The organism is Gilliamella sp. X-57 (genome assembly GCF_057063565.1).
Window position 1 is genome coordinate 18325 of the sequence record NZ_JBXSQI010000017.1, and the last position, 23785, is coordinate 42109.

Sequence of the window (23785 nt, forward strand, 5' to 3'; positions counted from 1 at the left end):
AAAGAGGAGAAAGATGATCGCTATAGTATAAATAAAAATCATAGCAGCACATATTGTTGTCAAAAAATTTAGTTGTGACTTTAAACAACAATTGGGGAATTATGCCTTAACCAATGCCATCTCTATTGGCTCATAAAAGTACGTTTAGGAGTCCCAAGTTTAGACCATGATATTCTTGATGAGGAATATGTTGTTTTAGAAAGAATAGTAAGTCGGTTGTTGAAGCACTAGCATTACGCAGTCAAGCTGCGCGTAAATTTAAATACAAAACACAGATCTCATCCTATATTTGGTGTATTTGCTAATTTAAAGATGATAGTTAATTCTGTCACCAAATTTTATAATAAATGGTTCTATAAATAATTTAATCAGCAATAATGCTTATATCTTCATGTGTAGGAATTACCTAACCAAGAAATACGTTAGGTACATATAAGTTGTTACAAATAAATCAACTAGTAACCAAATCATTTCAATAAATATAAAATGAATCAAGTTGTTAAAGTAGTGAATGTATTATCTAGAAGCGGTATTTGGTTGCAGATGATGATTCATTTTTTCTGTTAGTTATTGTAATTGTTTTCTCTTTCAATATATAACACCATGTTATTATATCCCTGCCTACAAAAATAATTCTTATCTGACTTGTTTTATGGTGATATTTTGTTTTAATAGATAAAAATATCTCTTTATATAACCTCTAGGTATTGGGAATAAATTATGAAAAATGTTGGTTTTGTCGGTTGGCGTGGAATGGTGGGGTCTGTTCTTATGCAACGTATGGTTGAAGAACATGATTTTGATTATATCAATCCTGTTTTCTTTTCTACCTCTCAAGCAGGTCAAGCAGCTCCTACTTTTGGCAGTAAAACAGGCACATTGCAAAGTGCAGATAATATTGATGCATTAAAAGCGTTAGATATTATTGTTACTTGCCAAGGTGGCGATTACACCTCCGAAATTTATTCAAAATTACGTGCAACGGGTTGGCAAGGTTATTGGATTGATGCGGCATCAACATTACGTATGGAAGATGATGCAATCATTGTGCTCGATCCTGTGAACAAAGCTAACATTCATGCTGCTTTAGATAAAGGTATTAAAACTTTTGTTGGTGGTAACTGTACTGTGAGCTTAATGTTAATGTCTCTTGGTGGTTTATTTGCTGAAAACCTTATTGATTGGGTTTCGGTTTCAACTTATCAAGCAGCTTCAGGTGGTGGTGCGCGCCATATGCGTGAACTGCTTACTCAAATGGGGATGCTAAATGCTGAGGTTGCCAAAGAGTTACAAAATCCGCATTCTTCTATTTTAGATATTGAGAGAAAAGTGACCCAAAAAATGCGTGATGGTAGCTTACCAATCGATAATTTTGGTGTACCGTTAGCAGGAAGTTTAATTCCTTGGATCGATAAGGCGCTTGATAATGGTCAAAGTAAAGAAGAATGGAAAGGACAAGCTGAGACCAACAAAATCTTAGGAACGAGTCAGATTATTCCTGTTGATGGACTTTGTGTTCGTATTGGCGCACTACGTTGTCATAGCCAAGCTTTTACTATTAAGTTGAAAAAAGATATCAGTGTGTCTGAAATTGAAAAACTGCTTGCTGCTCATAATGATTGGGTAAAAGTCGTGCCGAATGATCGTGATATTTCCATGCGAGAGCTGACACCAGCCGCAGTAACAGGTACCTTAACCACACCAGTTGGCCGATTACGTAAACTTAATATGGGTAAAGATTATTTATCTGCCTTTACTGTTGGTGACCAATTATTATGGGGCGCGGCTGAACCATTACGAAGAATGTTACGCATTTTAGCCTAAATTAAACATAAAATGGCAAAGCCCGATTGGTCGGGCTTTATTATTTATTATGATCGATTACTGTTCTTTATCGTCCAACAATGTCATTAATAATGAGCCATTAAATAAAGCTTGCTGTACTAATGCAAATGCGCCAATCGCTGATCTATCGTTAAGTGATGAGCAAGTAATAGTCAGATTTTTTCGTAAACCTTCTAAGCTTTGAGCATTTAATGCGCTATTGACTGCATTTAATAGTATTTCTGGTGACCTGGTGAGTTCACCGGCTAATACGATTCGTTGTGGATTGAAGATGTTAACCATAATTGCAACTGCCCTGCCAAGGTTTTCACCCGCATCTTTGACTAGTTTTATCGCTAGCTCATCTCCTTGATTAGCATATTGACAGATATGGTTAATATCACAGTGATCTATTGTTAATCTTGATCTATAGCCTTGCTCAATCATCTGTTTCGCTCGGTTTTCAATAGCTTTATTGACTACACGGTTTTCTAAACAACCAAAGTTACCACAATGGCATCGTTCGCCTAACGCATCAACTTGAATGTGACCAACTTCGCAAGCGCTTTGATTGTGATTTGTCAGCAATTGTTGATTAACAATAACGCCAGAGCCTACACCACGGTGTACACGGATTAAAATGGAGTCATCAACATGCTGTGTTGTTCCAAAATAACTTTCAGCTAATGCTAAGCTTTGAATATCATTCCCAACAAAAATAGATACATTGAATTGTTTTTGTAGTACTTCAGCTAGAGCCCACTCTTTCACTTGAATATGCGGTGTATAGCGGACAATGCCATTGACCGAATCAATTAAGCCCGGAAGTACAATGGATATTGCAATTAACTGCTTTATTTTTTTTCTATTTTTCTCAATGAATTCTTCAATTAATGTGATTAAATATGCTTGTACTTGCTGTTCGGTAAAATGAGTCAAAGGATATCTTTTGGAGATTAGGCATTTAGATCCTAAGTCAAAAAGTTCAATAGTGACATGAAAGCGGCTTAATTGCACCGCAATGGCTTGGTAATGTCCAAATTTAGCTTCAATGGAAACCGCAGGTCGACCACCTGTTGATTGCTGGGCATCAATTTCTTTAATTAGCTTATTTTTTAATAATTGCCGAGTAATTTTTGTGATACTGGCTGGTGCTAATTGACTAATTTCAGCCAGTTGTATACGAGAAATAGGAGCTTGCTGAACAATTAAACGGTAGATCATTGCATAGTTAAGTTGTTTAATTAGTTCAGCATTCCCAACTAAATTCAGATAATTAAATAACATATTATATCTCAATATTTTTATTAACTATCTGCATTCTAATGATGTATTTCTCCATTTACAATGGTTTTAGTGACCGTAAAATCACGATTAAAAATAACTAAGTTGGCAATTTTACCTTCAGTAATACTGCCAAGATCTTTATCTACACCGATTGCTTTGGCGGGATAAAGTGTTGCCATTCTTAATGCTTCATCTAAAGCAATACCTACATATTCGACGGCATTTTTTACCGCGTCGATCATGGTTAAGGACGAACCACCTAATGTGCCGTTTTCATCAACACATCGTCCATCTTTGTAATAAATGGTTTTACCCGCAAATACAGCTGATGATAAATTAGAGCCAGCAAGTAACATTGCATCGGTAACTAAAATTAAGTGATCTTGTTTGATTTTATGGCTGTTGCGGATATTTGCCCAGCTCACATGTTGACCATCGGCAATAATACCAACATAAACTTCTGGCTCATCATAAATTGCACCAACTACACCCGGTTCGCGTCCAGAAATATAAGGCATGGCATTAAATAGGTGTGTTCCTAAACGAATACCATCGTTAAATCCACGGCGACAATCATCATAATGACCATTGGAATGCCCAACAGAAACATGAATACCTGCGTTAACCAGTTGCTTGATAAAATGACTTTCAACTTTTTCTGGTGCTAAGGTAATAATTTTAATGACATCAGCATTTTCACATAGAAAATCAATCATTTCTTGCGAAGGCTGACGAATAATATTTTCATCATGGATCCCTTTCTTTTCTAGACTAATATAGGGACCTTCAAGGTGTAAACCAAGTGCTTGATTGGCATGCGTAGCTAAATATTCACGCATCACTTTAACCGCCTTTATCATAAATTCATCAGTTGATGTAATTAAAGTCGGTAAATAACTCGTACATCCATAAGTTAGATTTGTTGCTTGCATTGCTTCTAATGTTTCAATACTTAGGGCATCAAGCGTTTCATTAAATTGCACCCCACCACAGCCATTGACTTGGATATCAATAAATCCAGGTGCAACTATTGCACCTTGTAAATTTTCAATTTTGATATCTGGGGTTAGTTCGTCTTGTTTACAGATTTTAGCGATTTTGCCGCCGTTGATAATAACGGCGTGATTTTCAAGAATTTCATAACCTGTATAAATACGACAATTTGTTAATGCGTACATTGATTTATCCTTTATAAAACGGTCACTTTAAGATTATCAGCTTCCATTTGTTTAAAATATTTTAATGTTTTCACTTTAAGATCATCAGTACTTGGTTCATCACAAACAATGATTGAAGCTCGATGCATTTGTAGTGCAGTCACTGTCCAAAGATGATTAACACTACCTTCAACACCAGCTTGTAACGCTAAACTTTTGTTATGACCACAAACTAATAAAATCACTTCCTGAGCATCCATTAAAGTGGCAACACCGATAGTTAGCGCATGTTTTGGTACTTGATTAACATCATTATCAAAAAAGCGAGAATTAGCAATGCGTGTATCTTCAGTTAATGTTTTGATGCGAGTGCGAGAGCAAAGCGAAGATCCTGGTTCATTAAATGCGATATGTCCATCTTGACCAACACCACCTACAAAAATATTGATTTTGCCATAAGCTTTGATCTTCGCTTCATATTGACGACATTCTTCATCAATATCTGGCGCATTACCATTTAATATATGGATGTTGTTTTTATCAATATCAATATGATTAAAGAAATTTTCGTACATAAATGTGTGATAACTTTGCGGATGATCTTCTGGCAAACCAACATATTCATCCATATTAAACGTTACTACATGTTTAAAGCTAACATGACCGGCTTTATAATGTTTGATTAATTGTTGATACATGACTAATGGCGAGCTGCCGGTTGGTAGACCTAGTAAAAATGGTCGATCTGCTGTCGGTTTAAATTGGTTAATTTTATTCACAATACGCTGTGCAACCCAAGCACCGACTTCTTGTGCATTGTCTAAAGGAATAAGTCTCATGAGATATCACCTCTTTTGATATAATTAAATAAATTCTTTTTTTTAAAAGTAAAATATGTTGGATTAATTGTACTATATTAAGACAATTAATCAAAAAATATAGTGATTTTTGTCACAAAAAAGTAATAATTAATTTGCGAAGTAAAATAATATAGAGTGAAATAAAGAAGTCTTACTTATCATCGTTTAAAAATGTAAAATTTTATGACATTTTTTATATGCCCTTAAAAATATATGAGGTTAACTTATGGGAATTTTAGCTTATATGCAACGTATCGGGCGCTCACTGATGGTGCCTGTCGCAGTACTACCCGCAGCCGCAATACTACTCGGAATAGGGTATTGGATCGACCCTAATGGTTGGGGACAAAATAATATTATTGCTGCGTTTTTAATTAAATCGGGTGGCGCAATTATTGATAATATGCCTATACTTTTTGCTATTGGTGTGGCTTACGGTATGTCTAAAGATAAAGATGGTGCAGCCGCACTTGCTGGTTTAGTCGGTTTTTTAGTGGTTACAACTTTACTTTCTCCTAGCTCGATTGCACTATTTAATGGTATTGATACAAAAGCAGATGACTGGCTAGGCCAAGTCCCTGCTGCATACAAAAAAATAAATAACCAATTTATCGGTATTCTTGTTGGTATTATTGCCGCCGAACTTTATAATCGTTTTAGTCAGGTTGAATTACATAAAGCGCTATCATTTTTCAGTGGAAAAAGACTGGTTCCTATTATTGTCTCAATAGTTATGTTGTTAGTATCCGCTGTTTTATATTTTATCTGGCCAACTATCTATGATGCACTTGTTGCGTTCGGTAAATATATTAAAGAATTAGGCTCTGTTGGTGCAGGTATTTATGGCTTTTTCAATCGTTTACTTATTCCTGTCGGTTTACACCATGCTTTAAACTCAGTATTTTGGTTTGATGTTGCGGGTATCAATGATATTCCTAACTTCTTAGGTGGGCAAAAATCAATTGAAGATGGATTAGCAACAGTGGGTATTACTGGTCGTTACCAAGCTGGATTTTTCCCTGTTATGATGTTTGGTCTACCTGGCGCGGCATTAGCGATGTACCATACCGCGAAAAAAGGTAATAAAGATAAAACGGCCTCAATCATGCTAGCCGCTTCATTTGCTGCATTTTTTACCGGTGTTACTGAACCGTTAGAATTTGCGTTTATGTTTGTAGCACCAGTACTTTATGTTTTACATGCTGTTTTAGCTGGTATCTCACTTTATATTGCAGCTGCAATGCAATGGATTGCAGGGTTTGGCTTTAGTGCTGGCTTAGTTGATATGTTACTTTCCAGCCGTAATCCACTTGCTGTACATTGGTATATGCTTATACTTCAAGGTTTAGTGTTCTTTATTGTTTACTATGTTGCATTCCGTTTTGTGATTGTTAAATTTAACCTTAAAACGCCAGGTCGTGAAGATGAAGATACCACAGTTTCATCAACCGAAAACACTCAGCAAAAACAAGCAATTGGTGATACAGCAAAACTTGCAGAGCAGTATTTAGTTGCTGTTGGTGGTAAAGAAAATCTAACCAATATTGATTCTTGTATTACACGTTTACGTTTAGGGGTGAATGATTCAGATCTTATTGATGAGCAAGCGGCCAAAGCGCTTGGTGCAATGGCAGTGATTAAGTTAGGTAAAACTGGCGCACAAATTATTGTTGGAACTCAAGCTGAAAAAATTGCTGATCAAATGAAGAAATTAGTTTAGTTATATAAAAGCTAAATCTAATGAAATTATAGCCCACTCTATTTAAGCATAGCAAAAAATGGAGTGGGTTATTTATTTGATTTAAACTTAACAAAACTTCATGAGTCTATCTATCAATGCTAGAATGCATCTTTTATGAAAATCGATTATTTTTTAAAAAACAACAAAATAAAAAGTTAAATAAAATTAATATTTATTTGAATGATTTTAGTTTAGAGATCAATCTTGTTGTTGTGGTGTGAGATTGTGTATTTCAATATAAAATTAGAAGCGCAATATTACATCTTGAGTGGTTAATAATTGCATTAATGACTCATTATTAATGATTTTACTTGGGATATTACGAGGTATCTGTATTAGATTTCTTGATTTAAGTGAAGATTCGCATACATACACATCATCAACATCATAAAGTTCAAGCATATTAAAAGTCGCAATATAATCACGCATTAAAATTTGATCTGGTTGCTGATTAGGTAACAAATGAAATACACCATCATCGACAAAAAAAACAGAAATATGATTAATAGCTGAGGTCGCCAATGCGATATCAAGTGCTTCTCGACCTTTGGCATTTCCATGCGGGGGCGTACTAATAATAATTGCCACTTTTTTCATTTGAATCCTTAACCTTAAAACTGAATAGTACGGTCTGTCATTGCAATTGACTCACTTAATTCACCAAGGCCAGTTAATTGAAAATGATCAGCTAGGTTATTTTCGATAATGCCACGACGTTGTGCTGCTGCTACACAAACCGTCAAAGTGAAAGCGTGTTTTTGAGATAATTCTTGCCATGCAGAAATTAAATCAAATTCATCGCTGGCTGGATCGGTATAGCGGTTGCCATTATAAACACCATCGGCATAAAAAAAGATGTTTTTAATCGTATGTGGCGTATTAGACAGTAAAACTTGTGCAAATTGATATGCGCAGTAAGCAGATTGGGTCCCATAAGCAGGACCCATAACAACAAGAGTATAACTTAATGAATCAAGCAAATTATTCAGCTGCGTGTTCTTGATTTTGAGCTGGTGTTGATTCTTGAGTATTGTCATTTTTATCACCATCAATGCCAAGCAACTCAACTTCAAATACTAATGTTGATGCTGGTTGGATGCCTGCTTTATCTTGTTGTCCTGGAAGACTTTGATCACCATAAGCTAACTCTGGTGGCACAACCAGTTTGATCTTACCGCCAACGCCGATCAATTGAATTCCTTCAGTCCAACCTTTGATAACCGCATTAAGTGGAAAGGTTGCTGGCTCACCACGGTCATAAGAACTATCAAATTTACGTCCATCCGTCAATGTGCCTGAATAATGAACAATAACAGTATCTTGCTCAGTTGGATGACGGTCTGAACTTTCTTTAATGATTTGATAAAGTAATCCTGACTTGGTTTTTTGTACGCCATCTTGTTTAGCAAATTCTGTGCGGAATTTATCACCTGCTGCTGTATTTTCAGTTTTTTCCTTTTCAAAACGCGCTTTGCTTTCTTCTTGAATTCGTTTTCCAAATGCATCTAAGATGTTTTTAACATCATCTTTTGAAAGTTGCGATGCATCACGGAAAGTCTCATTAAAACCACTAATCAAATACTCTTGGTCTGGTTTGATTTCATTTTGTTCTAAGTTTGACTTCATGTACGTTGCAAATGATGAACCTAACGCATATGCTTCTTTTTGTGCATCAGTTGAAATTGTAACTTTATTTGCTACTGTTGTGGAACTATTAGTGTCAGCTGATTTTTTATCATCACACCCAGTTAATGCTAATACAATGGCACTGCTGACTAATGTCATTTTAATCAATGATTTCATTCTACTTCTCCAAGTTATAAACTTTTTAACTAATTATTTTCATTATTATATATGATTTGGTATGGGATAATATAGTATTTACAAATCATTTATTTAATTAAGTTATATTAACATAGCATCAATATAATGGAATAAATAAAACGCGCTATTTAAATCATCCTTGAGTGAAACAGGCTTCCTCAGTTATAATGTATAAAATTTATAGCAAATAATGTATAAGGATAGCTATTTTGACTACCGAACTTAATGCCCTTGATATTGAAGAAATCATCAGTTTATTGCCCCATCGTTATCCATTTTTAATGGTTGATCGCGTACTTAGTTACGAAAAAGGTAAAACATTAAAAGCGATCAAAAATGTTACTGTGAATGAACCATTCTTCCAAGGTCACTTTCCTAATAAACCGATTTTTCCTGGCGTATTAATTTTAGAAGCTATGGCACAAGCTACAGGAATTTTGGCATTTAAAAGCATTGAAGAATTGTCGCCAGGACAACTTTATTACTTCGCTTCAATTGACAAGGCACGTTTCAAGCGTCCTGTTGTGCCAGGTGATCAAATTGTATTAGACGTTGAGTATATTAAAGAACGTCGTGGCATTGCGCTATTCCACGGTGTTGCAACTGTTGATGGTAAGTTAGTTTGCGAAGCCGAAATGATGTGTGCTCGTAAATAACATTTGGTATTTTTCATATTCCAAATTGTTTTAAGGAAATACTATGGCAACAGAAATACACCCAAGTTCAGTCATTGAAAAAGGTGCTAAAATTGGCGATAACGTCAAAATTGGTCCTTTTTGTTTTATTGGTGAAAATGTTGAAATTGGTGACGGAACATTTTTAAAATCGCACGTTGTCATCAATGGGCACACCAAAATTGGTAAAGATAACCAAATTTATCAATTTGTCTCAATTGGTGAAGTAAACCAAGATTTAAAATATCGTGGAGAGCCAACGCGTACCGAAATTGGCGATCGCAATATGATTCGCGAAAGTGTCACTATTCACCGTGGTACGGTTCAAGGTGGCGAGTTAACTCGTGTTGGTAGTGATAATTTATTGATGATTAATGCTCACGTTGCGCACGATTGTTATATTGGTAATCACTGTATTTTAGCAAATAACGCCACCTTAGGCGGACATGTTCAATTAGACGATTATGTCATTGTTGGTGGCATGACAGCTGTTCATCAATTTTGTGTGATTGGATCGCATGTTATGGTTGGTGGTTGTTCTGGCGTTGCGCAAGACGTTCCTCCTTATGTTATTGCCCAAGGCAATCATGCAACTCCTCATGGTGTAAATTATGAAGGCTTAAAGCGCAGAGGCTTTAGCAAAGATGCCTTACAGGCGATTCGCAATAGCTACAAAGTCCTTTATCGAAATGGCTTAACGTTGGACGAAGCTAAAGCTGAAATTGCAACCATTGCCGAACAATATCCTGAGGCCCAACTCTTTGTTGACTTTTTTTCACGTTCAACGCGTGGCATTATCCGTTAATGACCAATAAACCATTAACCATTGCCTTAGTCGCTGGAGAAACTTCTGGCGATATTCTTGGCTCGGGATTGATTCGTGCGCTAAAAAATCATCATCCCAACATTGAATTTGTTGGTATAGCAGGTCCTAAAATGCAAGCTGAAGGTTGTAGGGCTTGGTATGAAATGGATGAATTGTCGGTTATGGGCATTGTTGAAGTATTGGGGCGATTACGTCGTATTTTATCTATTCGCCGAGATATCAGTAAACGTCTTATTGAACTTAACCCCGATATATTTATTGGTATTGACGCACCTGATTTCAATCTTTCCCTAGAAGGTAAATTAAAACAAGCCGGTATTAAAACGATTCATTACGTTAGCCCCTCCGTTTGGGCTTGGAAGCAAAAACGAGTTTTCAAAATTAAACGTAATACCAATCTTATTTTAGCTTTTTTACCGTTTGAGAAAACCTTTTATGATAAATTTGATGTGCCTTGCCGCTTTATTGGTCATAAGATGGCTGATGATATTCCACTTAATCCAGATCAAATGGCTATTCGTCAACAATTAGATATGCCACTAAATTGCCGTTGTTTAGCTTTATTACCCGGTAGTCGCCATGCAGAAGTAACATTATTATCGACTCCTTTTTTAGAAGCTGCGCAATTATTACGTCAACGTTATCCTGACTTACATATTGTTGTACCATTAGTGAATGAAAAAAGACGAAAAGAGTTTGAACAGATTAAAGCCGAAGTTGCACCAAAACTAGACATACAATTATTAGATGGTCATGCCCGTGAAGCAATGATTGCTAGCGATGCGGCAATTTTAGCCTCTGGTACTGTGGCATTAGAATGTATGTTAGCCAAATGTCCTATGGTTGTAGGCTATAAAATGAAACCTTTCACATTTTGGCTTGCTAAAAAATTAATTAAAACTCCTTATGTCTCTTTACCTAACATTTTAGCTGGTAAAGCCCTAGTTCCAGAGTTATTACAGCAAGATTGCACACCTGAAAATATCGCGAATCACATTATTCCCTTGTTAGAGGGTGATAATACTGAGCTAAAACAGACATTTTTATCTTTGCATAAACAAATCCGTTGTAATGCCGATGAGCAAGCGGCTAAAGCAGTGCTTGATGTATTAGAGGATGCGCATTGTTGTTAGAATTTACCTATCCTGATGCCACATTAATTGCTGGTGTCGATGAAGTCGGACGCGGTCCACTTTGTGGCGATGTTGTTACTGCTGCTGTTATTTTAGATCCAAACAAGCCAATTAAAGGCTTAACTGACTCTAAAAAATTGACTGAAAAAAAGCGCGAACAACTGTTTGACATAATCAAACAAGATGCTTTAGCGTGGAATATTGCCCGCGCTTCAGTTGATGAAATCGATAAATTAAATATATTACATGCCACTATGCTAGCAATGCAACGTGCTGTATCTGGATTAACTATTAAACCCAATTTTGTATTAGTTGATGGTAATCGTTGTCCTGATTTTGGTATTCAAAGCCAAGCGGTCATTAAGGGCGATTTATTGGTAGCAGAGATTAGTGCTGCTTCAATTTTGGCTAAAGTTACACGTGATCGTGAGATGGTTGAGCTTGATAAATTGTATCCACAATATGGCCTTGCTAAGCATAAAGGTTATCCAACTAAAGCGCATTTAGCGGCAATAAAAGAACATGGTATTAATCATTTATATCGTAAAAGTTTTGCACCAGTTAAGAGTTTAGCATTATTTTAATTCACCATTGTTTGTCAACCGTTGTCAGAAATGATCAATTGAAAATAGAAACTGGTGAAATGATTGTTTCTTGATAAGGAATTTTGTTTCCATAACGTTTTTTTAATTTTTGCTTCACGGCAGGCGATGAAAGATTAAAATCTTTGATAGTTTGTAATTGACCAATTTTCAATTTAAGTGCTTTATCATAAATTTTCCAGATTAACTCAGAACAATAGATATAATTATTATCCCAACCAAACCAGATATCATAAGGTTTGCCTTTAAAACTACTTGCGACTTGCTTTAATTTAGCAATTTCGTTATTGGATAAATTGTGATTTTTTAAACGTTTTATGATGTAATTTTTATTTTTACCACGCGCAATCCAACTATTGAGTGGTGTATAAACTACTTTATTAGCAGCTTCAAAAACATATGGCTTGCCATTTTTAATAAAAATAATTCCCATATGGCTGTATGGCGAGTTTGTTGCTTGTTCAATAGCTAGACTTTGTCTTGATTGTTAGGATTGAAAAATAATATCACTATCTTGAGGTTTATAACTAGCAATACTAATAAAGCTAACTAAAGACAGCATTAACAATATAATAAAACGCATTAAATTTCCATTTAACTATAAATAATGCTATAAATTATAAAATAACCACTTATAAAATAGCGTTTTATAAGTGGTTATCCAAATGGGAAACTAGTCTTGATGAGTAAAGATAGACGTAAATTTATTTTTATACATCTCTTTACTAGCTTTAACAAATCGAATTGTTTTGAAAATACCCAACAAGCTTGCTTGATGCATACGATAGAGCAGGCGATGAATAGTTAAAGCAAAAAATCCTTTAACATTCATTTCTCGTTTGCCAGCAATTTTAACCACACCTTGTGCGGTATCATGCAGAGAAATAATCGTTCCATTATCGGTATAATTAAACGATTTCATTGGTTTATTATTTAACATGTTAACAATATTTTCATAACAGATTTTTGCCATCTGATGTGCGGCTTGTGCTGTAGCGGGAGCAGCTCTTCCGCTGTCTTGCATTGCGTAAGCACAATCACCAATAACAAAAATATTATCATCGCGTGTTGTTTGTAATGTTGGTTTAACCACAAGTTGATTAGAACGGCTTGATTCTAACCCAGCAATATCTTTTAGATAGTCAGGCGCTTTTACACCCGCAGTCCAGATCATAATATCAGCGTTAATGGTGTCTCCATCTTTAGGATAAAAGCCATCACTTTCCGCTTTAGTTATCATGGTCTTGGTTAACACATGAATGCCACGTTTTTGTAATGTTTCGGTAATACCTAATGCTGTTTTTTCAGGTAACGCAGGTAAAATACGATCAGTTGCTTCAATAACCGATACATCCAGCAAATCTGAACACATTTTATTTTGGCCACAAGCACCAAATGTTTCAACCATATGAGGTAATTCGGAAGCTAATTCAACACCAGTTGCACCACCACCAACAATAGCGATACGAATTTTATCTTCAGTTGTTGCTTCATGTTTATCAATAATTGAACAAAAACTAGCAAATTTTGCAATAAGTGTTTCACGTAAACGAATTGCAGCGTTTTGGTCGTCTAAAAAGATACAATGCTCTTTAACACCTGGCGTACCAAAATCATTTGAAGTACTACCTATTGCTACAACTAAAATATCATATGGAATAGAAATAGATTCGTTATTTAAATTCTCAACAATAACTTGTTTTTCTTCACGGTTAAGATTAGTGAACGTACCTTGAGTAAATTGGAAGTTGTGTTGTTGCCCTTGCAAAGCATAGTCAATTCTATCAGCTTGCTCATTCAAAACGCCAGTAGCAACTTCATGTAATAAAGGTTTCCATAGGTGATAACTATTTTTATCAATCAGTGTAATGTCAGCTTGGTTGTCTTTTCCTAGTTTATCGCCAAGGTCTGTAGCTAGTTCCAAACCGCCGGCTCCACCACCAATAATTATTATTTTTTTCATAAATTTCAAACCTTATCGTAATTAATTATAAATATCATACTAAATAAGTAGGTTTTTATCTATTTCTTTTAACGAATATCATTTATAAATAAAACCTATTAAAGTGATGTTTTACAATTATTAAAATTTATTTAAAACTCAAATGGAGTATAGTCGTATTTGTTATTGATCGTGTTGATATATTCTTTTTTTTAAACTAAAAATTTCTCTTTATTCATTAAAATAAAGCACTTTTCGTATAATTTATAATGCAGTAATCGTTACAATTTATGTTTGAGAGATCTATAATGCATATCATCATCCTATACTATTTAGACCTTATCTAATCATTTCACGCTATATAAAATTTATGAATAAAAAAATTTTTATTATTATTGTGTTAATTGTTATTTTAATTTCAATGACAATTCTAATTCGATCACATAATAGCCAGCTTATATTACAAGGCGAGGTTGATGCACCTAATGTTAGTATTTCGTCAAAAGCGAAAGGGCGCGTGCAGGCGATACATGTCAATCGCGGTGATGATGTAAAGCCAAGCGATATATTAATAACGCTTGATAGTCCAGAGCTATTAGCACAAGTCAAAGCAGCGCAAGCGGCTTGCGATCAAGCACGAGCTCAAGTTGCGCTTTCTGAACATGGAACACGTGAAGAAAGCATTCGCTACTATGAAGCGTTACTGCAACAAGCTAAAGTTGCTTATGATAATGCATCCAAAGAATATGATCGTAATAAAGCGATTTCGGCCAAAGGTTATGTTTCTCAATCGATCTTAGATAATGCATTAAAAACGCGTGATGCAGCCTTTCAACAAGTTCAGTCAGCACAAGCTAATTTAGATCAAGCCAAAAATGGTGATCGTATTGAACAACGTGAAATTTATGATGCTAAATTAAAAGAAGCAGAAGAGCAGCTTAAACAATTACAAATTCAATACGATGATTTACAAGTAAAAGCCCCTGTCGAAGGTGAGGTTGGTTCAATACCAGCCGAAGTTGGCGAGTTATTTAATGCTAATAGTCCATTATTGACCGTAATTCAGCTACCAAAAGCGTACTTTATATTTAATCTTCGTGAAAACATTATGCCCAATATTCATAAAGGCGATCATGTTAAGCTTGAAGTGCCTGCTCTTGGTAATAAAGAAGTTGAGGCTGAAGTTCGTTATATCGCACCCATGGGTGATTATGCAACAAAACGTGCAACACGAGCTACCGGTGATTTTGATTTAAAAACCTTTGAAGTTAGACTTTATCCAACAACGCCTATTGCAGGTTTACGTGCAGGTATGAGCACACTATGGAAATTAGACAACTAATTTGGGATTTTTGGTACCGCTTCAAAGAAGCGTTTAATGCTGAAATACCTGTGATATTTAAGCGGTTTACTTTCCATTGGTTAATGTGGATTTTACCGCTAATTATTTTTATATTAATTAGCAGTATTTTTTATCGTGGTGTACTTTTTGATCTACCGGTTGGCTATATTGATAATGATAAAAGTGTTTTATCGCGTGAAATCGTGCGTGATCTTAATGCTGGAGCACATGCCAATCTGGTCAATTATGATAGCCAGCTTGCTGATGCTGAACGTGATTTGCAAAAAGCAAAAATTTATGCCATTTTTTATATTCCACCGAATTTTGAAGCAGATGTATTAGCTGGTCGGCAGCCAACACCAATGCTTTATTATAATGCGTTATATTATAGTGCTGGATTATATTCTATTATGGATTATTCAGGCCTAATTGCGGCATTAAATACCCAATACCGTAGCACAATGGCAACTAGTATTGGGATACCGGTACCTAAGCTTGCAAAAGTAAACTTCAATTATGATGGATTGTTTAATGCCAGTGGTAACTCAATGTACTTTCAGCAATTTTCGGCTGTGGTGCATTTACTACAACTGTTTGTTGTCACAACAACGATTCATCTATTAGCACAATTACCAAAGCGAACGCGCCCTAATTATCCTTTTGTTTTAGGGAAATTAGCACCTTATACCATTTGGTTTACCATGCTGCTTATTTTCGAAATTGCGATGCTTGTTCTGTTTTCTCATGCTCGTGTATCAGGTTCGCCTTTTGCCATGGTGACGGTGGTATTTTTCTATGTGATTGCTGCACAAAGTATTGGTATTTTGCTATATACTTTTACTAAAACCCCTATTGATGCTTATACTTATATCGGTATTTTAGTTGGACTTGCGTTAACTTATTCTGGTGTTGTTGTGCCTGAACTATCTATGCCTTGGATTGCAAGGTTTATTTCATCATTAGAACCATTAACTTATGCTCTTAATAAGCTGTTCGATCTGTTTTTACGTCACTCTAGTTATCTTTCAGTATTAAAAACCTGTGTTATTTTAATGGTCTACCCAATAATTATTACCGTGTTAGTGAGAAAACGTCTAGTAAGACGACTACATTCACAGTAAGAGGAAACACCAAGATGCTTAAAATATTTTGGTCTTCATTTATAAAAATATTTTTACTTTTATTAGTTAGACCAATGTGGTTGTTGCTATTATTGTCTGTCTCATTGATGAGTTTAGTTTACAGTAATGGCACTATTACCAGCTTGCCGGTTGCGATAATCGATCAAGATCATACGCCAACTAGCCGAAGTTTAATTCGTTCTTTAAATACCAGTTCAAAAATAGAGACCATTATATATGAGAGCTCTCTGCAAGCTTATGATGATATTAATAATCATCGACTTTTTGCGGTATTTACGATTCCAAGAGATTTTGAAAAGCGGTTATTAAATGGTGAAGAAGTGACCATACCTGCATATGGCGATGCTTCAAGTCGTTTAGCCAATGGTTTAATACAAGTCGATATAAAAGGGATCTATCAACAAATATTAACTCAATATAATACTCGGATAATGCGGAATAGTGGGTTTTCAGATAAACAGATCAATATTATTTTATCGCCAATAAATGGTCAAACTGAACCACTTTATAATCCTGGCGTCAGTTTTGCCGCTATTACCTTTCCGGGTTTATTAGTAATGTTATTGCAACACTCTTTTTTAATTGCTTCAACACGCACTAATATTACATTAAACTCGTTACCGCAAGGTAAACCACCTAAAATTGTCATATTGGGTAGCTTGTGTGGTCTTATACCGATCTGGTTATTTTTATCCATTGTACTATTTGGTTTATGGCCTTGGGTTCTTGGTTATCGACAGCTTGCAAATATACCTGAAATTCTAATTATGACATTTCCATTGTTACTTGGTGTGTTAGGCTTAAGTAAATTACTGACAGAGTGTTTACGTAAAACTGAAATGATTTATCTTACACTTGCATTTTTGACAACACCAGTGTTTTATCTATCAGGCACCATTTGGCCACTTGATGCCATGCCATTTGGGGTACAAATTGTTTCCAAAATGTTGCCATCAACTTGGGCAACTAATATGATTGCTGGTGTAAACCAAATGGGATTAGGCTTACTAGATAATTTATTTAATGTTTTTATGATTTTATTACTGGGGATCATATATGGTTCACTTGGCTTTTTTATTGCAGCATTACGGGACGGTCGAGTAAGACGATTCTTAAAAAGGTATCGAGCGTAAAACCAGAAAAGTAACATAATAAGTAAAACATAAAATGCAAAGATAATATAATGCTTTATATGTAAATACTTAATTTTGCCAATAAACCGTATGGCTATATTTGGAACGTGACCGATTTATACTAATGTTACTGCTATTTATTAAACATATTGATGCGGTTTTACAATTTAATAAATACAAAGACCGGATGCCTTTATTATTACAGATAGTCAAACTTGCTTTATTGACTAATTTACTTTATTGTTTGGGGATTATTTTGAGTTAGTTCACGTTTATTTAATTTTAATATCATTTTACTTAGTATTAGCGTTATACTAAACAAACTTACACACCTCACAGCAAAAGGAGACTTGATGATGGAGTTTGATACTTCAATTCTTTGCGATTATTACCCAGAAGATGTTAACGTAGTTGAACCGATATTTAGTAATTTTGGTGGCGTGACATCATTTTCAGGTCAAGCTGTAACAGTTAAATGTTTTGAAGATAACGGGTTACTATACGAAATTTTACAATCGGAAGGCTCAGGTAAAATTCTTGTCATTGATGGTGGTGGTTCTGTGCGTCGAGCATTAATTGACGCAGAGCTGATAGATATTGCCGTTCAAAATCAATGGGAAGGGATTATTGTCTATGGCGCCGTTCGCCAAGTTGATTATCTGGCCGAAGCCGATATTGGTATTCAAGCATTAGCCGCTATTCCAGTTGGCGCGGATGATCAGGGCGTTGGCGAAGTTGATATTCGTGTTAATTTTGGTGGCGTGACATTCTTTTCAGGTGATTTTGTCTATGCTGACAATACCGGTATTATCTTATCTGAAATTGCCCTCGAAATTGAAGATAAATAAACAAAGGTCTATACCGCCGGCGAGTATCGGCGGATTTTATACTTAAATGTCTACTTTCCTGAAACTATTTGACAAAAAGACACTCTGTTTTTAAACCACTCGATGACGAATATAACCACCGGTTACCGTTTTAATTAATCCCTCTAGTTCCATATCTAATAATTTGCTTGTCACTTCCGAAATTGACATATTCACTTGCTGAGCAATAATATCAATTGGAATAGGTTGGTGATGAATCACAGCAAAAATATCAGGGTATAAAATAGAATGACTTTGTTTTTCTTTCTGCTGATTATGCGAGCTATTTATTACTGATAAATAATTACAATAATGCTCTAAAATATCAGCCGGTTTAGAAACTAAGTAAGCCCCTTGTCTAATTAAATAGTGCGTTCCGCTACAGTTTTCATTATTAATATCACCTGGCAAAGCAAATACATCGCGATTTTGTTCAAGAGCATAGCGCGCTGTAATTAAAGAGCCACTTTTTTCTGATGCTTCAACCACAAAGGTGCCCAAACTTAACCCGCTAATAATTCGGTTTCGACGAGGAAAGTAAGCCGATCTAGCTTTTTCAAATGGCAAAAATTCGGACACAATTGCACCATTTTTTGCCAAAATATCATTTGCTAAGTTTAAATTTGATCTTGGTGCAATCTTTGCTAAACCACTACCTAACACTGCAATTGTACGACCCGATGCCTCAAGTGCACCACGATGACAAATTGCATCTAATCCCAGTGCCAAACCACTAGTTATGGTTAAACCATTAATTGCTAATTCGCTTGCAAAATATCGCCCCCATTGAGCTCCATATTCACTAAATTCACGGCTTCCAACCATAGCCAGTTGAGGAGAATGTAATAACTGTCGATTACCTAAAACAAACAGTAACAAAGGCGGAGAGCAGATTTGTTTGAGCAACAACGGATAATCACTATCACAATAGGCAATAAGATGTTTTTGTGAGCTGGGAGAATCTAACCATTCAAGTATTGGTTCAAAATGAAGATATGAAGTTTCATAAAAACGCGCTAATTGAACATCTAATAAGCCCAGCTTATCTAACAAAAAAGTCACATTTTGTATTTTATCAGGTAAATCATTTGCAAAAAGTTGTCCAATTTTTTTAAAAATAGCTTGTTTGCCATGTCCAAGCATTGAAATTCGCAATAAGAACTCATATTTACTCATCATAACCTTTTGCACTCATTTTAAATAATTTAACTATCTTGAATTGATAAGATAAATACTAGCAATAGCCAACAAGGACTATTCATCAGTATGATAAATGTTTACAATGAGCAATTGATTGAATAAACCCGAAATTTGAGGAGTAGATCGAATAATTTATGGCTATTTTACCGGTATTACGTTTTCCTGATGAGCGGCTTCGCAAAGTTGCTAAACCTGTTACCCAGTTCACACCAGAGTTACAAACGATCATTGATAATATGATCGAAACCATGTACGACGAAAACGGTATTGGGCTTGCTGCAACCCAAGTGGATGTACATGAACAAATTATTGTTATTGATGTATCAGAAGATAAAAGCCAAGTTTATGTGATCATCAATCCTGAAGTCATTAGTCAAGAAGGTGAGACCGGTATAGAAGAAGGCTGCCTATCAGTGCCTGATTGTCGAGGTTTTGTACCAAGGGCTGAAAAAATCAAAATCAAAGCGCTTGATCGTCATGGTAATCCTTATGAAATTGATGCCGACGAGCTATTAGCTATCTGTATTCAGCACGAAATGGATCACTTAAAAGGTAAACTCTTTGTTGATTATCTTTCACCATTAAAACGTCAACGAATCGAGCAAAAAATGAAAAAGCTTACCCGCGAAGAGCAACGGAATAAATAAACTTAACCGCCAAAGTGGTTGGCGGTTAACTGATTTAAACTAAATTATTTAGCAACAATGACCATCGCAGGACGAATTAAACGACCATTTAAGGTATAACCTTTTTGAATCGTATTAACGATTTGGCCTGATTGATGTTCTGGTGATTCAACCATGCTTATCGCTTGATGTACATCAGGATTTAATTGTGAATCTTCGGTATTAATCACTTCAATACCAAATTTTTTGACCGTATCTAAGAATGATTTTAATGTCAATTCTAACCCTTCAACAGTGGCTTTATGTTCAGGATTAGCTTTGTCTGTTGATTCTAAAGCGCGTTCTAGATTATCGATAACCGGTAATAATTCATTAGAGAATTTTTCTAGTGCAAATTTACGTGCTTTATCAACATCTTGCTCAACACGTTTACGAACATTATCAATTTCAGCCCGTGCACGAATCATAGCTTCGCTTTCATTTTTTTTCGCCAATTGTAAGGCTTGCTCAAGCTCTGCAATGCGTGCATCTTTTGCGCTTAATTGTTCTTCAAGATTTGGCTGTGACGCTACTTCTTGTTCGATAGTATCTTCTGCTGGTGTGTCAATGCTAGTTTCATTTTCTGACGTATTTTTATCTTGTTCTGTCATAAGGTACTCCAAATAATGTAGTCGAAAACTTAGTGAATAACGGTTATTATGGGGACAATTTTTATGATTACAAGCTTATCAGTACATTGATATGTAATTTTTTGACCTGTCACGAAAAAATACATAGTGTTTATGTAACAAATTACAAGGATATTTTATGCAAACACCATTTAAATGCATTGGTCTAATTGGACTTCCGCGTAAGTTAGAAGCAATTGAAACCCATCAAGTGCTTTATGATTGGCTTGTTAAACTTGGTATTCGTGTGTTAGTGGAAGATCGCTTGGCGGAGCACATCCAATTCCCCGTTAGCCATTACGCCTCGTTAGAAACAATTGGCCAGCAAGCTGACCTAGCCATTGTTGTAGGGGGGGATGGCAATATGTTACGTTCCGCGCGTTATTTATCACCATATAAAATCAAAGTGATCGGTGTTAATCGTGGTAATTTAGGTTTTTTAACCGACATATCCCACGAACAAGTGATTGAGCAATTAAGCCCAGTGATTGCCGGCAAATATGACGATGACCCTCGTTTTTTACTTGAAGTTTCTATTTATGATAACGGCAATTTAATTAATTCAAGTTTTGCCGTGAACGAAATTGTTGTGACCCCCAATACGGTTGCCCACATGATTGACTATGATGTGTACATTAATGAACGCAATGCGTTTTCACAGCGAGCTGATGGGCTGATTATTGCAACACCGACAGGCTCTACCGCTTATTCACTATCGGCGGGTGGGCCAATTTTAGCACCTCATTTAGACGCATTAATTATTACACCAATGTTTCCGCATTCATTAGCTGTCAGACCATTGGTCATCAAGGGCGATGTGCCTATTCATCTTAAATTTCCAACGACAGCACTTGATTTAAATATCGCTTGTGATAGCCAAATTATTTTACCAGTCAAACCAACACAAGATGTGATTATTCGCCGATCTTCGTATGAATTTAATTTGATTCATACCAAAGATTATGATTACTTTAATAATCTTTCAACCAAATTAGGTTGGTCACAAAAGATGTTTTAATCTTTTTTTGTCAAAAACTTTCAGGAAAGTATGCGTTTTAGTATAAAATTTCATTTTAAATAATCAATGTTATGGCATAAACGGTGAATGATGAAAAGATAGCTGCAATCACATCATCTACCATAATGCCAAATCCACCGGGTACACGTTTATCAAACCAGCGAATTGGCCAAGGTTTTGCCATGTCAAACACTCTAAATGCGATAAAGGCTATAGTTATCCACATAACAGAAAGTTGTGGAATAAAAAATAAGGTTATCCACATGCCGACAAATTCATCCCAAACGATATGCCCTGAATCGTGAGTATGTGTATCATCCGAGGTTTTTTGACAAATAAAACAACCAAAAATAAAAGTCACTAAAATAAATATCCAGTATAAAGCTGGCTGTAAACCATAAAACAAAAGCCATAACGGGATAGCCATTAATGAACCCATGGTTCCCGGCATAATCGGTGACATGCCGCTACCCAATCCTACCGCTAAGAAATGAATGGGATTGGTCAGTTTTAGGTATTTTTTAAAATCTTTATTTCGCTCTTGTTTGGTCATGATTCAATATTCTTTTAGATAAAATTATGCCGACATTAAGTCGGCAAAAAGAAAGGCGCTTATTTTAGCAAAACACCTTTGTATTGATTGTGACAATATTATTCGTCTTTGGTTAATGTTGCAACCATTACCGCTTTAATGGTATGTAACCTGTTTTCGGCTTCGTCAAATACAATACTATGCTCAGACTCAAATACGCTATCTGTTACCTCAAGCCCATTGGTTAAGCCATATTGTGCTGCCATTTGTTTACCCACTGTCGTATTCATATCATGAAAAGCTGGCAAGCAATGCATAAATTTGACATTTGGATTATTGGTAAGTTTGATTACATTGTCATTCACTTGATAAGGCGTTAACAATTTAACTCGCTCATCCCAAACTTCCTTAGGCTCACCCATTGATACCCATACATCAGTATATAAAAAGTCGACGTCTTTAACGCCCAAAGTCACATCTTCAGTTAAGATAATTTTGGCACCTATCATTTTGGCAATATCTTGGCACTTTTGCACAAGTTCGGCTTCCGGCTGACAAGCTTTTGGTGCAACTAATCGAATTTCCATCCCCATTAACGCTGCACCTTCCATTAATGAATTTCCCATATTATTCCGAGCATCGCCTAAATAGGCAAATTTAATACTACTTAATGGGCGATGTCCTATATGCTCTTTCATTGTCATAAAATCGGCTAATATTTGGGTTGGATGTGCTTCGGTCGTTAAGCCATTCCAGACTGGCACACCTGCATATTTTGCTAACGTTTCAACAATTTCTTGACCATAACCACGATATTCAATTCCATCATACATTCGACCTAGCACGCGCGCGGTATCTGCAATTGACTCTTTATGCCCAATTTGGCTACCACTAGGTCCTAAATAGGTGACATTCGCACCTTGATCAAATGCACCAACCTCAAAAGCACAACGAGTACGGGTGGAGTCTTTCTCAAAAATTAACGCGATATTTTTACCAATTAAATGTTGTTGTTCTTGCCCTTGTTGTTTGGCTTGTTTTAATTCAATGGCAAGATTAATTAATTGATTGATTTCGGTAGGGGTAAAGTCGAGTAATCGTAAAAAATGACGCTGATAAAAACCGTGCATGATATTGCTCCTAATAACCGTAATTATTCAAAAGATTCTATTTGAATAATTATGCAAATTCAAGTTAAACATAATAATCATCCCAATTTTTTGTTTTTACGTTGAGAATGTCTCAAAAATTAGACATGATTATTAAAGTAATTTTTATGATATTGCTTTTTTTGTACAAAAAATTGTAATAAAATGACCAATTATTGTATCTTTATAGATAAGTAAATTTGAATTTATATTCAAAAATAACGATAATTTATTCAAAAG

The 23785-nt window shown here is 35.5% G+C and carries 23 protein-coding genes and 1 pseudogene; 12 read left to right on the plus strand and 12 right to left on the minus strand.

From position 1 onward, the window contains the following. Positions 1 to 720: 720 nt before the first annotated feature. A complete protein-coding gene (gene asd / locus ACYIAL_RS08900; protein WP_174796474.1) occupies positions 721 to 1824 on the plus strand; it encodes an aspartate-semialdehyde dehydrogenase in 1104 nt (367 codons plus the stop codon). Between the two features lie 57 nt (positions 1825 to 1881). On the opposite strand, the gene ACYIAL_RS08905 is transcribed toward asd, so the two are convergent. The 3 genes from ACYIAL_RS08905 to nagB are packed head-to-tail and all read right to left on the minus strand — an operon-like array spanning position 1882 to position 5107. Continuing rightward, positions 1882 to 3111, minus strand: a complete 1230-nt coding sequence (locus tag ACYIAL_RS08905) for an ROK family protein (RefSeq protein WP_174796475.1) — start codon at positions 3109 to 3111, stop codon at positions 1882 to 1884. Between the two features lie 35 nt (positions 3112 to 3146). After that, entirely contained in the window at positions 3147 to 4289 is a 1143-nt protein-coding gene (nagA, locus tag ACYIAL_RS08910) for an N-acetylglucosamine-6-phosphate deacetylase (protein WP_483751464.1), read from the minus strand. Positions 4290 to 4300: 11 nt separating this feature from the next. Further along, positions 4301 to 5107, minus strand: coding sequence for a glucosamine-6-phosphate deaminase (gene nagB, locus ACYIAL_RS08915; RefSeq protein ID WP_065637948.1), 807 nt, complete (start codon positions 5105 to 5107; stop codon positions 4301 to 4303). A 247-nt stretch (positions 5108 to 5354) separates the two neighbouring features. On the opposite strand from nagB, the gene nagE reads away from it, so the two are divergent. Beyond that, positions 5355 to 6848, plus strand: coding sequence for an N-acetylglucosamine-specific PTS transporter subunit IIBC (gene nagE, locus ACYIAL_RS08920; protein ID WP_174796477.1), 1494 nt, complete (start codon positions 5355 to 5357; stop codon positions 6846 to 6848). Between the two features lie 264 nt (positions 6849 to 7112). Here nagE and tusC read toward each other — a convergent pair whose 3' ends face one another. Genes tusC through fkpA form a run of 3 tightly spaced genes read right to left on the minus strand, consistent with a single transcriptional unit; the run spans position 7113 to position 8672 of the window. Continuing rightward, the gene (gene tusC / locus ACYIAL_RS08925) at positions 7113 to 7466 is read right to left on the minus strand and encodes a sulfurtransferase complex subunit TusC (protein ID WP_174796478.1); all 354 of its coding nucleotides are present in this window, start codon (positions 7464 to 7466) and stop codon (positions 7113 to 7115) included. 14 nt (positions 7467 to 7480) lie between these two features. Then, a complete protein-coding gene (gene tusD / locus ACYIAL_RS08930) occupies positions 7481 to 7906 on the minus strand; it encodes a sulfurtransferase complex subunit TusD (RefSeq protein WP_174796479.1) in 426 nt (141 codons plus the stop codon). After that, positions 7851 to 8672, minus strand: coding sequence for an FKBP-type peptidyl-prolyl cis-trans isomerase (gene fkpA / locus ACYIAL_RS08935; protein ID WP_483751465.1), 822 nt, complete (start codon positions 8670 to 8672; stop codon positions 7851 to 7853). Before fkpA ends, tusD begins: the two co-directional genes overlap by 56 nt. A 230-nt stretch (positions 8673 to 8902) precedes the next feature. On the opposite strand from fkpA, the gene fabZ reads away from it, so the two are divergent. From fabZ to rnhB, 4 genes are read left to right on the plus strand one after another with little or no spacing between them, the layout of a single operon-like run. Continuing rightward, positions 8903 to 9349 carry a 3-hydroxyacyl-ACP dehydratase FabZ gene (gene fabZ / locus ACYIAL_RS08940; protein WP_065637944.1) on the plus strand — a complete coding sequence of 149 codons (447 nt, stop codon included), beginning with the start codon at positions 8903 to 8905 and terminating at the stop codon, positions 9347 to 9349. 43 nt (positions 9350 to 9392) lie between these two features. After that, entirely contained in the window at positions 9393 to 10172 is a 780-nt protein-coding gene (gene lpxA, locus ACYIAL_RS08945) for an acyl-ACP--UDP-N-acetylglucosamine O-acyltransferase (protein WP_483751466.1), read from the plus strand. Next, positions 10172 to 11326 (plus strand): lipid-A-disaccharide synthase, encoded by a 1155-nt coding sequence (gene lpxB, locus ACYIAL_RS08950; protein ID WP_483751467.1) that lies wholly within the window; start codon positions 10172 to 10174, stop codon positions 11324 to 11326. The genes lpxA and lpxB overlap by 1 nt, the downstream gene beginning before the upstream one ends. Next, positions 11320 to 11910 (plus strand): ribonuclease HII, encoded by a 591-nt coding sequence (rnhB, locus tag ACYIAL_RS08955; RefSeq protein ID WP_174796589.1) that lies wholly within the window; start codon positions 11320 to 11322, stop codon positions 11908 to 11910. Before lpxB ends, rnhB begins: the two co-directional genes overlap by 7 nt. Before the next feature lie 34 nt (positions 11911 to 11944). Here the strand turns inward: rnhB and ACYIAL_RS08960 are convergent. Both ACYIAL_RS08960 and ACYIAL_RS08965 read right to left on the minus strand, forming a co-directional pair. After that, positions 11945 to 12403 (minus strand): annotated as a pseudogene (locus ACYIAL_RS08960) (YiiX family permuted papain-like enzyme); the annotation flags it as partial. 198 nt (positions 12404 to 12601) lie between these two features. Further along, positions 12602 to 13891: an NAD(P)/FAD-dependent oxidoreductase gene (locus ACYIAL_RS08965; protein WP_483751468.1), complete on the minus strand. Its 1290-nt coding sequence runs from the start codon at positions 13889 to 13891 to the stop codon at positions 12602 to 12604. 349 nt (positions 13892 to 14240) lie between these two features. On the opposite strand from ACYIAL_RS08965, the gene ACYIAL_RS08970 reads away from it, so the two are divergent. From ACYIAL_RS08970 to rraA, 4 genes are all read left to right on the plus strand, one after another. Next, complete coding sequence (locus tag ACYIAL_RS08970; protein ID WP_174796484.1) at positions 14241 to 15212, plus strand: HlyD family secretion protein; 972 nt, start codon at positions 14241 to 14243, stop codon at positions 15210 to 15212. Beyond that, positions 15194 to 16333 (plus strand): ABC transporter permease, encoded by a 1140-nt coding sequence (locus tag ACYIAL_RS08975; protein ID WP_483747991.1) that lies wholly within the window; start codon positions 15194 to 15196, stop codon positions 16331 to 16333. Before ACYIAL_RS08970 ends, ACYIAL_RS08975 begins: the two co-directional genes overlap by 19 nt. A 14-nt stretch (positions 16334 to 16347) precedes the next feature. After that, a complete protein-coding gene (locus ACYIAL_RS08980) occupies positions 16348 to 17487 on the plus strand; it encodes an ABC transporter permease (protein ID WP_174796486.1) in 1140 nt (379 codons plus the stop codon). 356 nt (positions 17488 to 17843) lie between these two features. After that, positions 17844 to 18335, plus strand: a complete 492-nt coding sequence (gene rraA / locus ACYIAL_RS08985) for a ribonuclease E activity regulator RraA (RefSeq protein ID WP_174796591.1) — start codon at positions 17844 to 17846, stop codon at positions 18333 to 18335. A 90-nt stretch (positions 18336 to 18425) separates the two neighbouring features. Here rraA and dprA read toward each other — a convergent pair whose 3' ends face one another. Then, positions 18426 to 19529, minus strand: a complete 1104-nt coding sequence (gene dprA / locus ACYIAL_RS08990; protein ID WP_483751469.1) for a DNA-processing protein DprA — start codon at positions 19527 to 19529, stop codon at positions 18426 to 18428. Positions 19530 to 19687: 158 nt separating this feature from the next. Here dprA and def point away from each other — a divergent pair, with 158 nt between their 5' ends. Further along, positions 19688 to 20200, plus strand: coding sequence for a peptide deformylase (gene def, locus ACYIAL_RS08995; protein ID WP_174796488.1), 513 nt, complete (start codon positions 19688 to 19690; stop codon positions 20198 to 20200). A gap of 44 nt (positions 20201 to 20244) precedes the next feature. Here the strand turns inward: def and grpE are convergent, their stop codons facing one another. Then, entirely contained in the window at positions 20245 to 20829 is a 585-nt protein-coding gene (gene grpE, locus ACYIAL_RS09000; protein WP_483560375.1) for a nucleotide exchange factor GrpE, read from the minus strand. A gap of 157 nt (positions 20830 to 20986) precedes the next feature. On the opposite strand from grpE, the gene nadK reads away from it, so the two are divergent. Then, positions 20987 to 21865 carry an NAD(+) kinase gene (nadK, locus tag ACYIAL_RS09005; protein WP_174796490.1) on the plus strand — a complete coding sequence of 293 codons (879 nt, stop codon included), beginning with the start codon at positions 20987 to 20989 and terminating at the stop codon, positions 21863 to 21865. 55 nt (positions 21866 to 21920) lie between these two features. Here the strand turns inward: nadK and ACYIAL_RS09010 are convergent, their stop codons facing one another. Together ACYIAL_RS09010 and argF are read right to left on the minus strand one after the other, a co-directional pair. Continuing rightward, entirely contained in the window at positions 21921 to 22418 is a 498-nt protein-coding gene (locus tag ACYIAL_RS09010) for a phosphatidylglycerophosphatase A family protein (protein ID WP_483751470.1), read from the minus strand. 98 nt (positions 22419 to 22516) lie between these two features. Beyond that, entirely contained in the window at positions 22517 to 23527 is a 1011-nt protein-coding gene (argF, locus tag ACYIAL_RS09015; RefSeq protein WP_483751471.1) for an ornithine carbamoyltransferase, read from the minus strand. Positions 23528 to 23785 lie beyond the last annotated feature (258 nt).

Excerpts from the sequence above, each read along its gene's own strand:
- tusD (WP_174796479.1), bottom strand. The coding sequence starts at position 7,906 with ATGACAATACTCAAGAATCAACACCAGCTCAAAATCAAGAACACGCAG.
- grpE (WP_483560375.1), bottom strand. The coding sequence starts at position 20,829 with ATGACAGAACAAGATAAAAATACGTCAGAAAATGAAACTAGCATTGAC.
- nagB (WP_065637948.1), bottom strand. The coding sequence starts at position 5,107 with ATGAGACTTATTCCTTTAGACAATGCACAAGAAGTCGGTGCTTGGGTT.
- ACYIAL_RS08965 (WP_483751468.1), bottom strand. The coding sequence starts at position 13,891 with ATGAAAAAAATAATAATTATTGGTGGTGGAGCCGGCGGTTTGGAACTA.
- ACYIAL_RS08980 (WP_174796486.1), top strand. The coding sequence starts at position 16,348 with ATGCTTAAAATATTTTGGTCTTCATTTATAAAAATATTTTTACTTTTA.
- nagE (WP_174796477.1), top strand. The coding sequence starts at position 5,355 with ATGGGAATTTTAGCTTATATGCAACGTATCGGGCGCTCACTGATGGTG.
- ACYIAL_RS08970 (WP_174796484.1), top strand. The coding sequence starts at position 14,241 with ATGAATAAAAAAATTTTTATTATTATTGTGTTAATTGTTATTTTAATT.
- dprA (WP_483751469.1), bottom strand. The coding sequence starts at position 19,529 with ATGAGTAAATATGAGTTCTTATTGCGAATTTCAATGCTTGGACATGGC.
- fkpA (WP_483751465.1), bottom strand. The coding sequence starts at position 8,672 with ATGAAATCATTGATTAAAATGACATTAGTCAGCAGTGCCATTGTATTA.
- asd (WP_174796474.1), top strand. The coding sequence starts at position 721 with ATGAAAAATGTTGGTTTTGTCGGTTGGCGTGGAATGGTGGGGTCTGTT.
- nagA (WP_483751464.1), bottom strand. The coding sequence starts at position 4,289 with ATGTACGCATTAACAAATTGTCGTATTTATACAGGTTATGAAATTCTT.
- tusC (WP_174796478.1), bottom strand. The coding sequence starts at position 7,466 with ATGAAAAAAGTGGCAATTATTATTAGTACGCCCCCGCATGGAAATGCC.
- def (WP_174796488.1), top strand. The coding sequence starts at position 19,688 with ATGGCTATTTTACCGGTATTACGTTTTCCTGATGAGCGGCTTCGCAAA.
- ACYIAL_RS08975 (WP_483747991.1), top strand. The coding sequence starts at position 15,194 with ATGGAAATTAGACAACTAATTTGGGATTTTTGGTACCGCTTCAAAGAA.
- lpxB (WP_483751467.1), top strand. The coding sequence starts at position 10,172 with ATGACCAATAAACCATTAACCATTGCCTTAGTCGCTGGAGAAACTTCT.
- rraA (WP_174796591.1), top strand. The coding sequence starts at position 17,844 with ATGGAGTTTGATACTTCAATTCTTTGCGATTATTACCCAGAAGATGTT.
- nadK (WP_174796490.1), top strand. The coding sequence starts at position 20,987 with ATGCAAACACCATTTAAATGCATTGGTCTAATTGGACTTCCGCGTAAG.
- lpxA (WP_483751466.1), top strand. The coding sequence starts at position 9,393 with ATGGCAACAGAAATACACCCAAGTTCAGTCATTGAAAAAGGTGCTAAA.
- ACYIAL_RS09010 (WP_483751470.1), bottom strand. The coding sequence starts at position 22,418 with ATGACCAAACAAGAGCGAAATAAAGATTTTAAAAAATACCTAAAACTG.
- ACYIAL_RS08905 (WP_174796475.1), bottom strand. The coding sequence starts at position 3,111 with ATGTTATTTAATTATCTGAATTTAGTTGGGAATGCTGAACTAATTAAA.
- argF (WP_483751471.1), bottom strand. The coding sequence starts at position 23,527 with ATGCACGGTTTTTATCAGCGTCATTTTTTACGATTACTCGACTTTACC.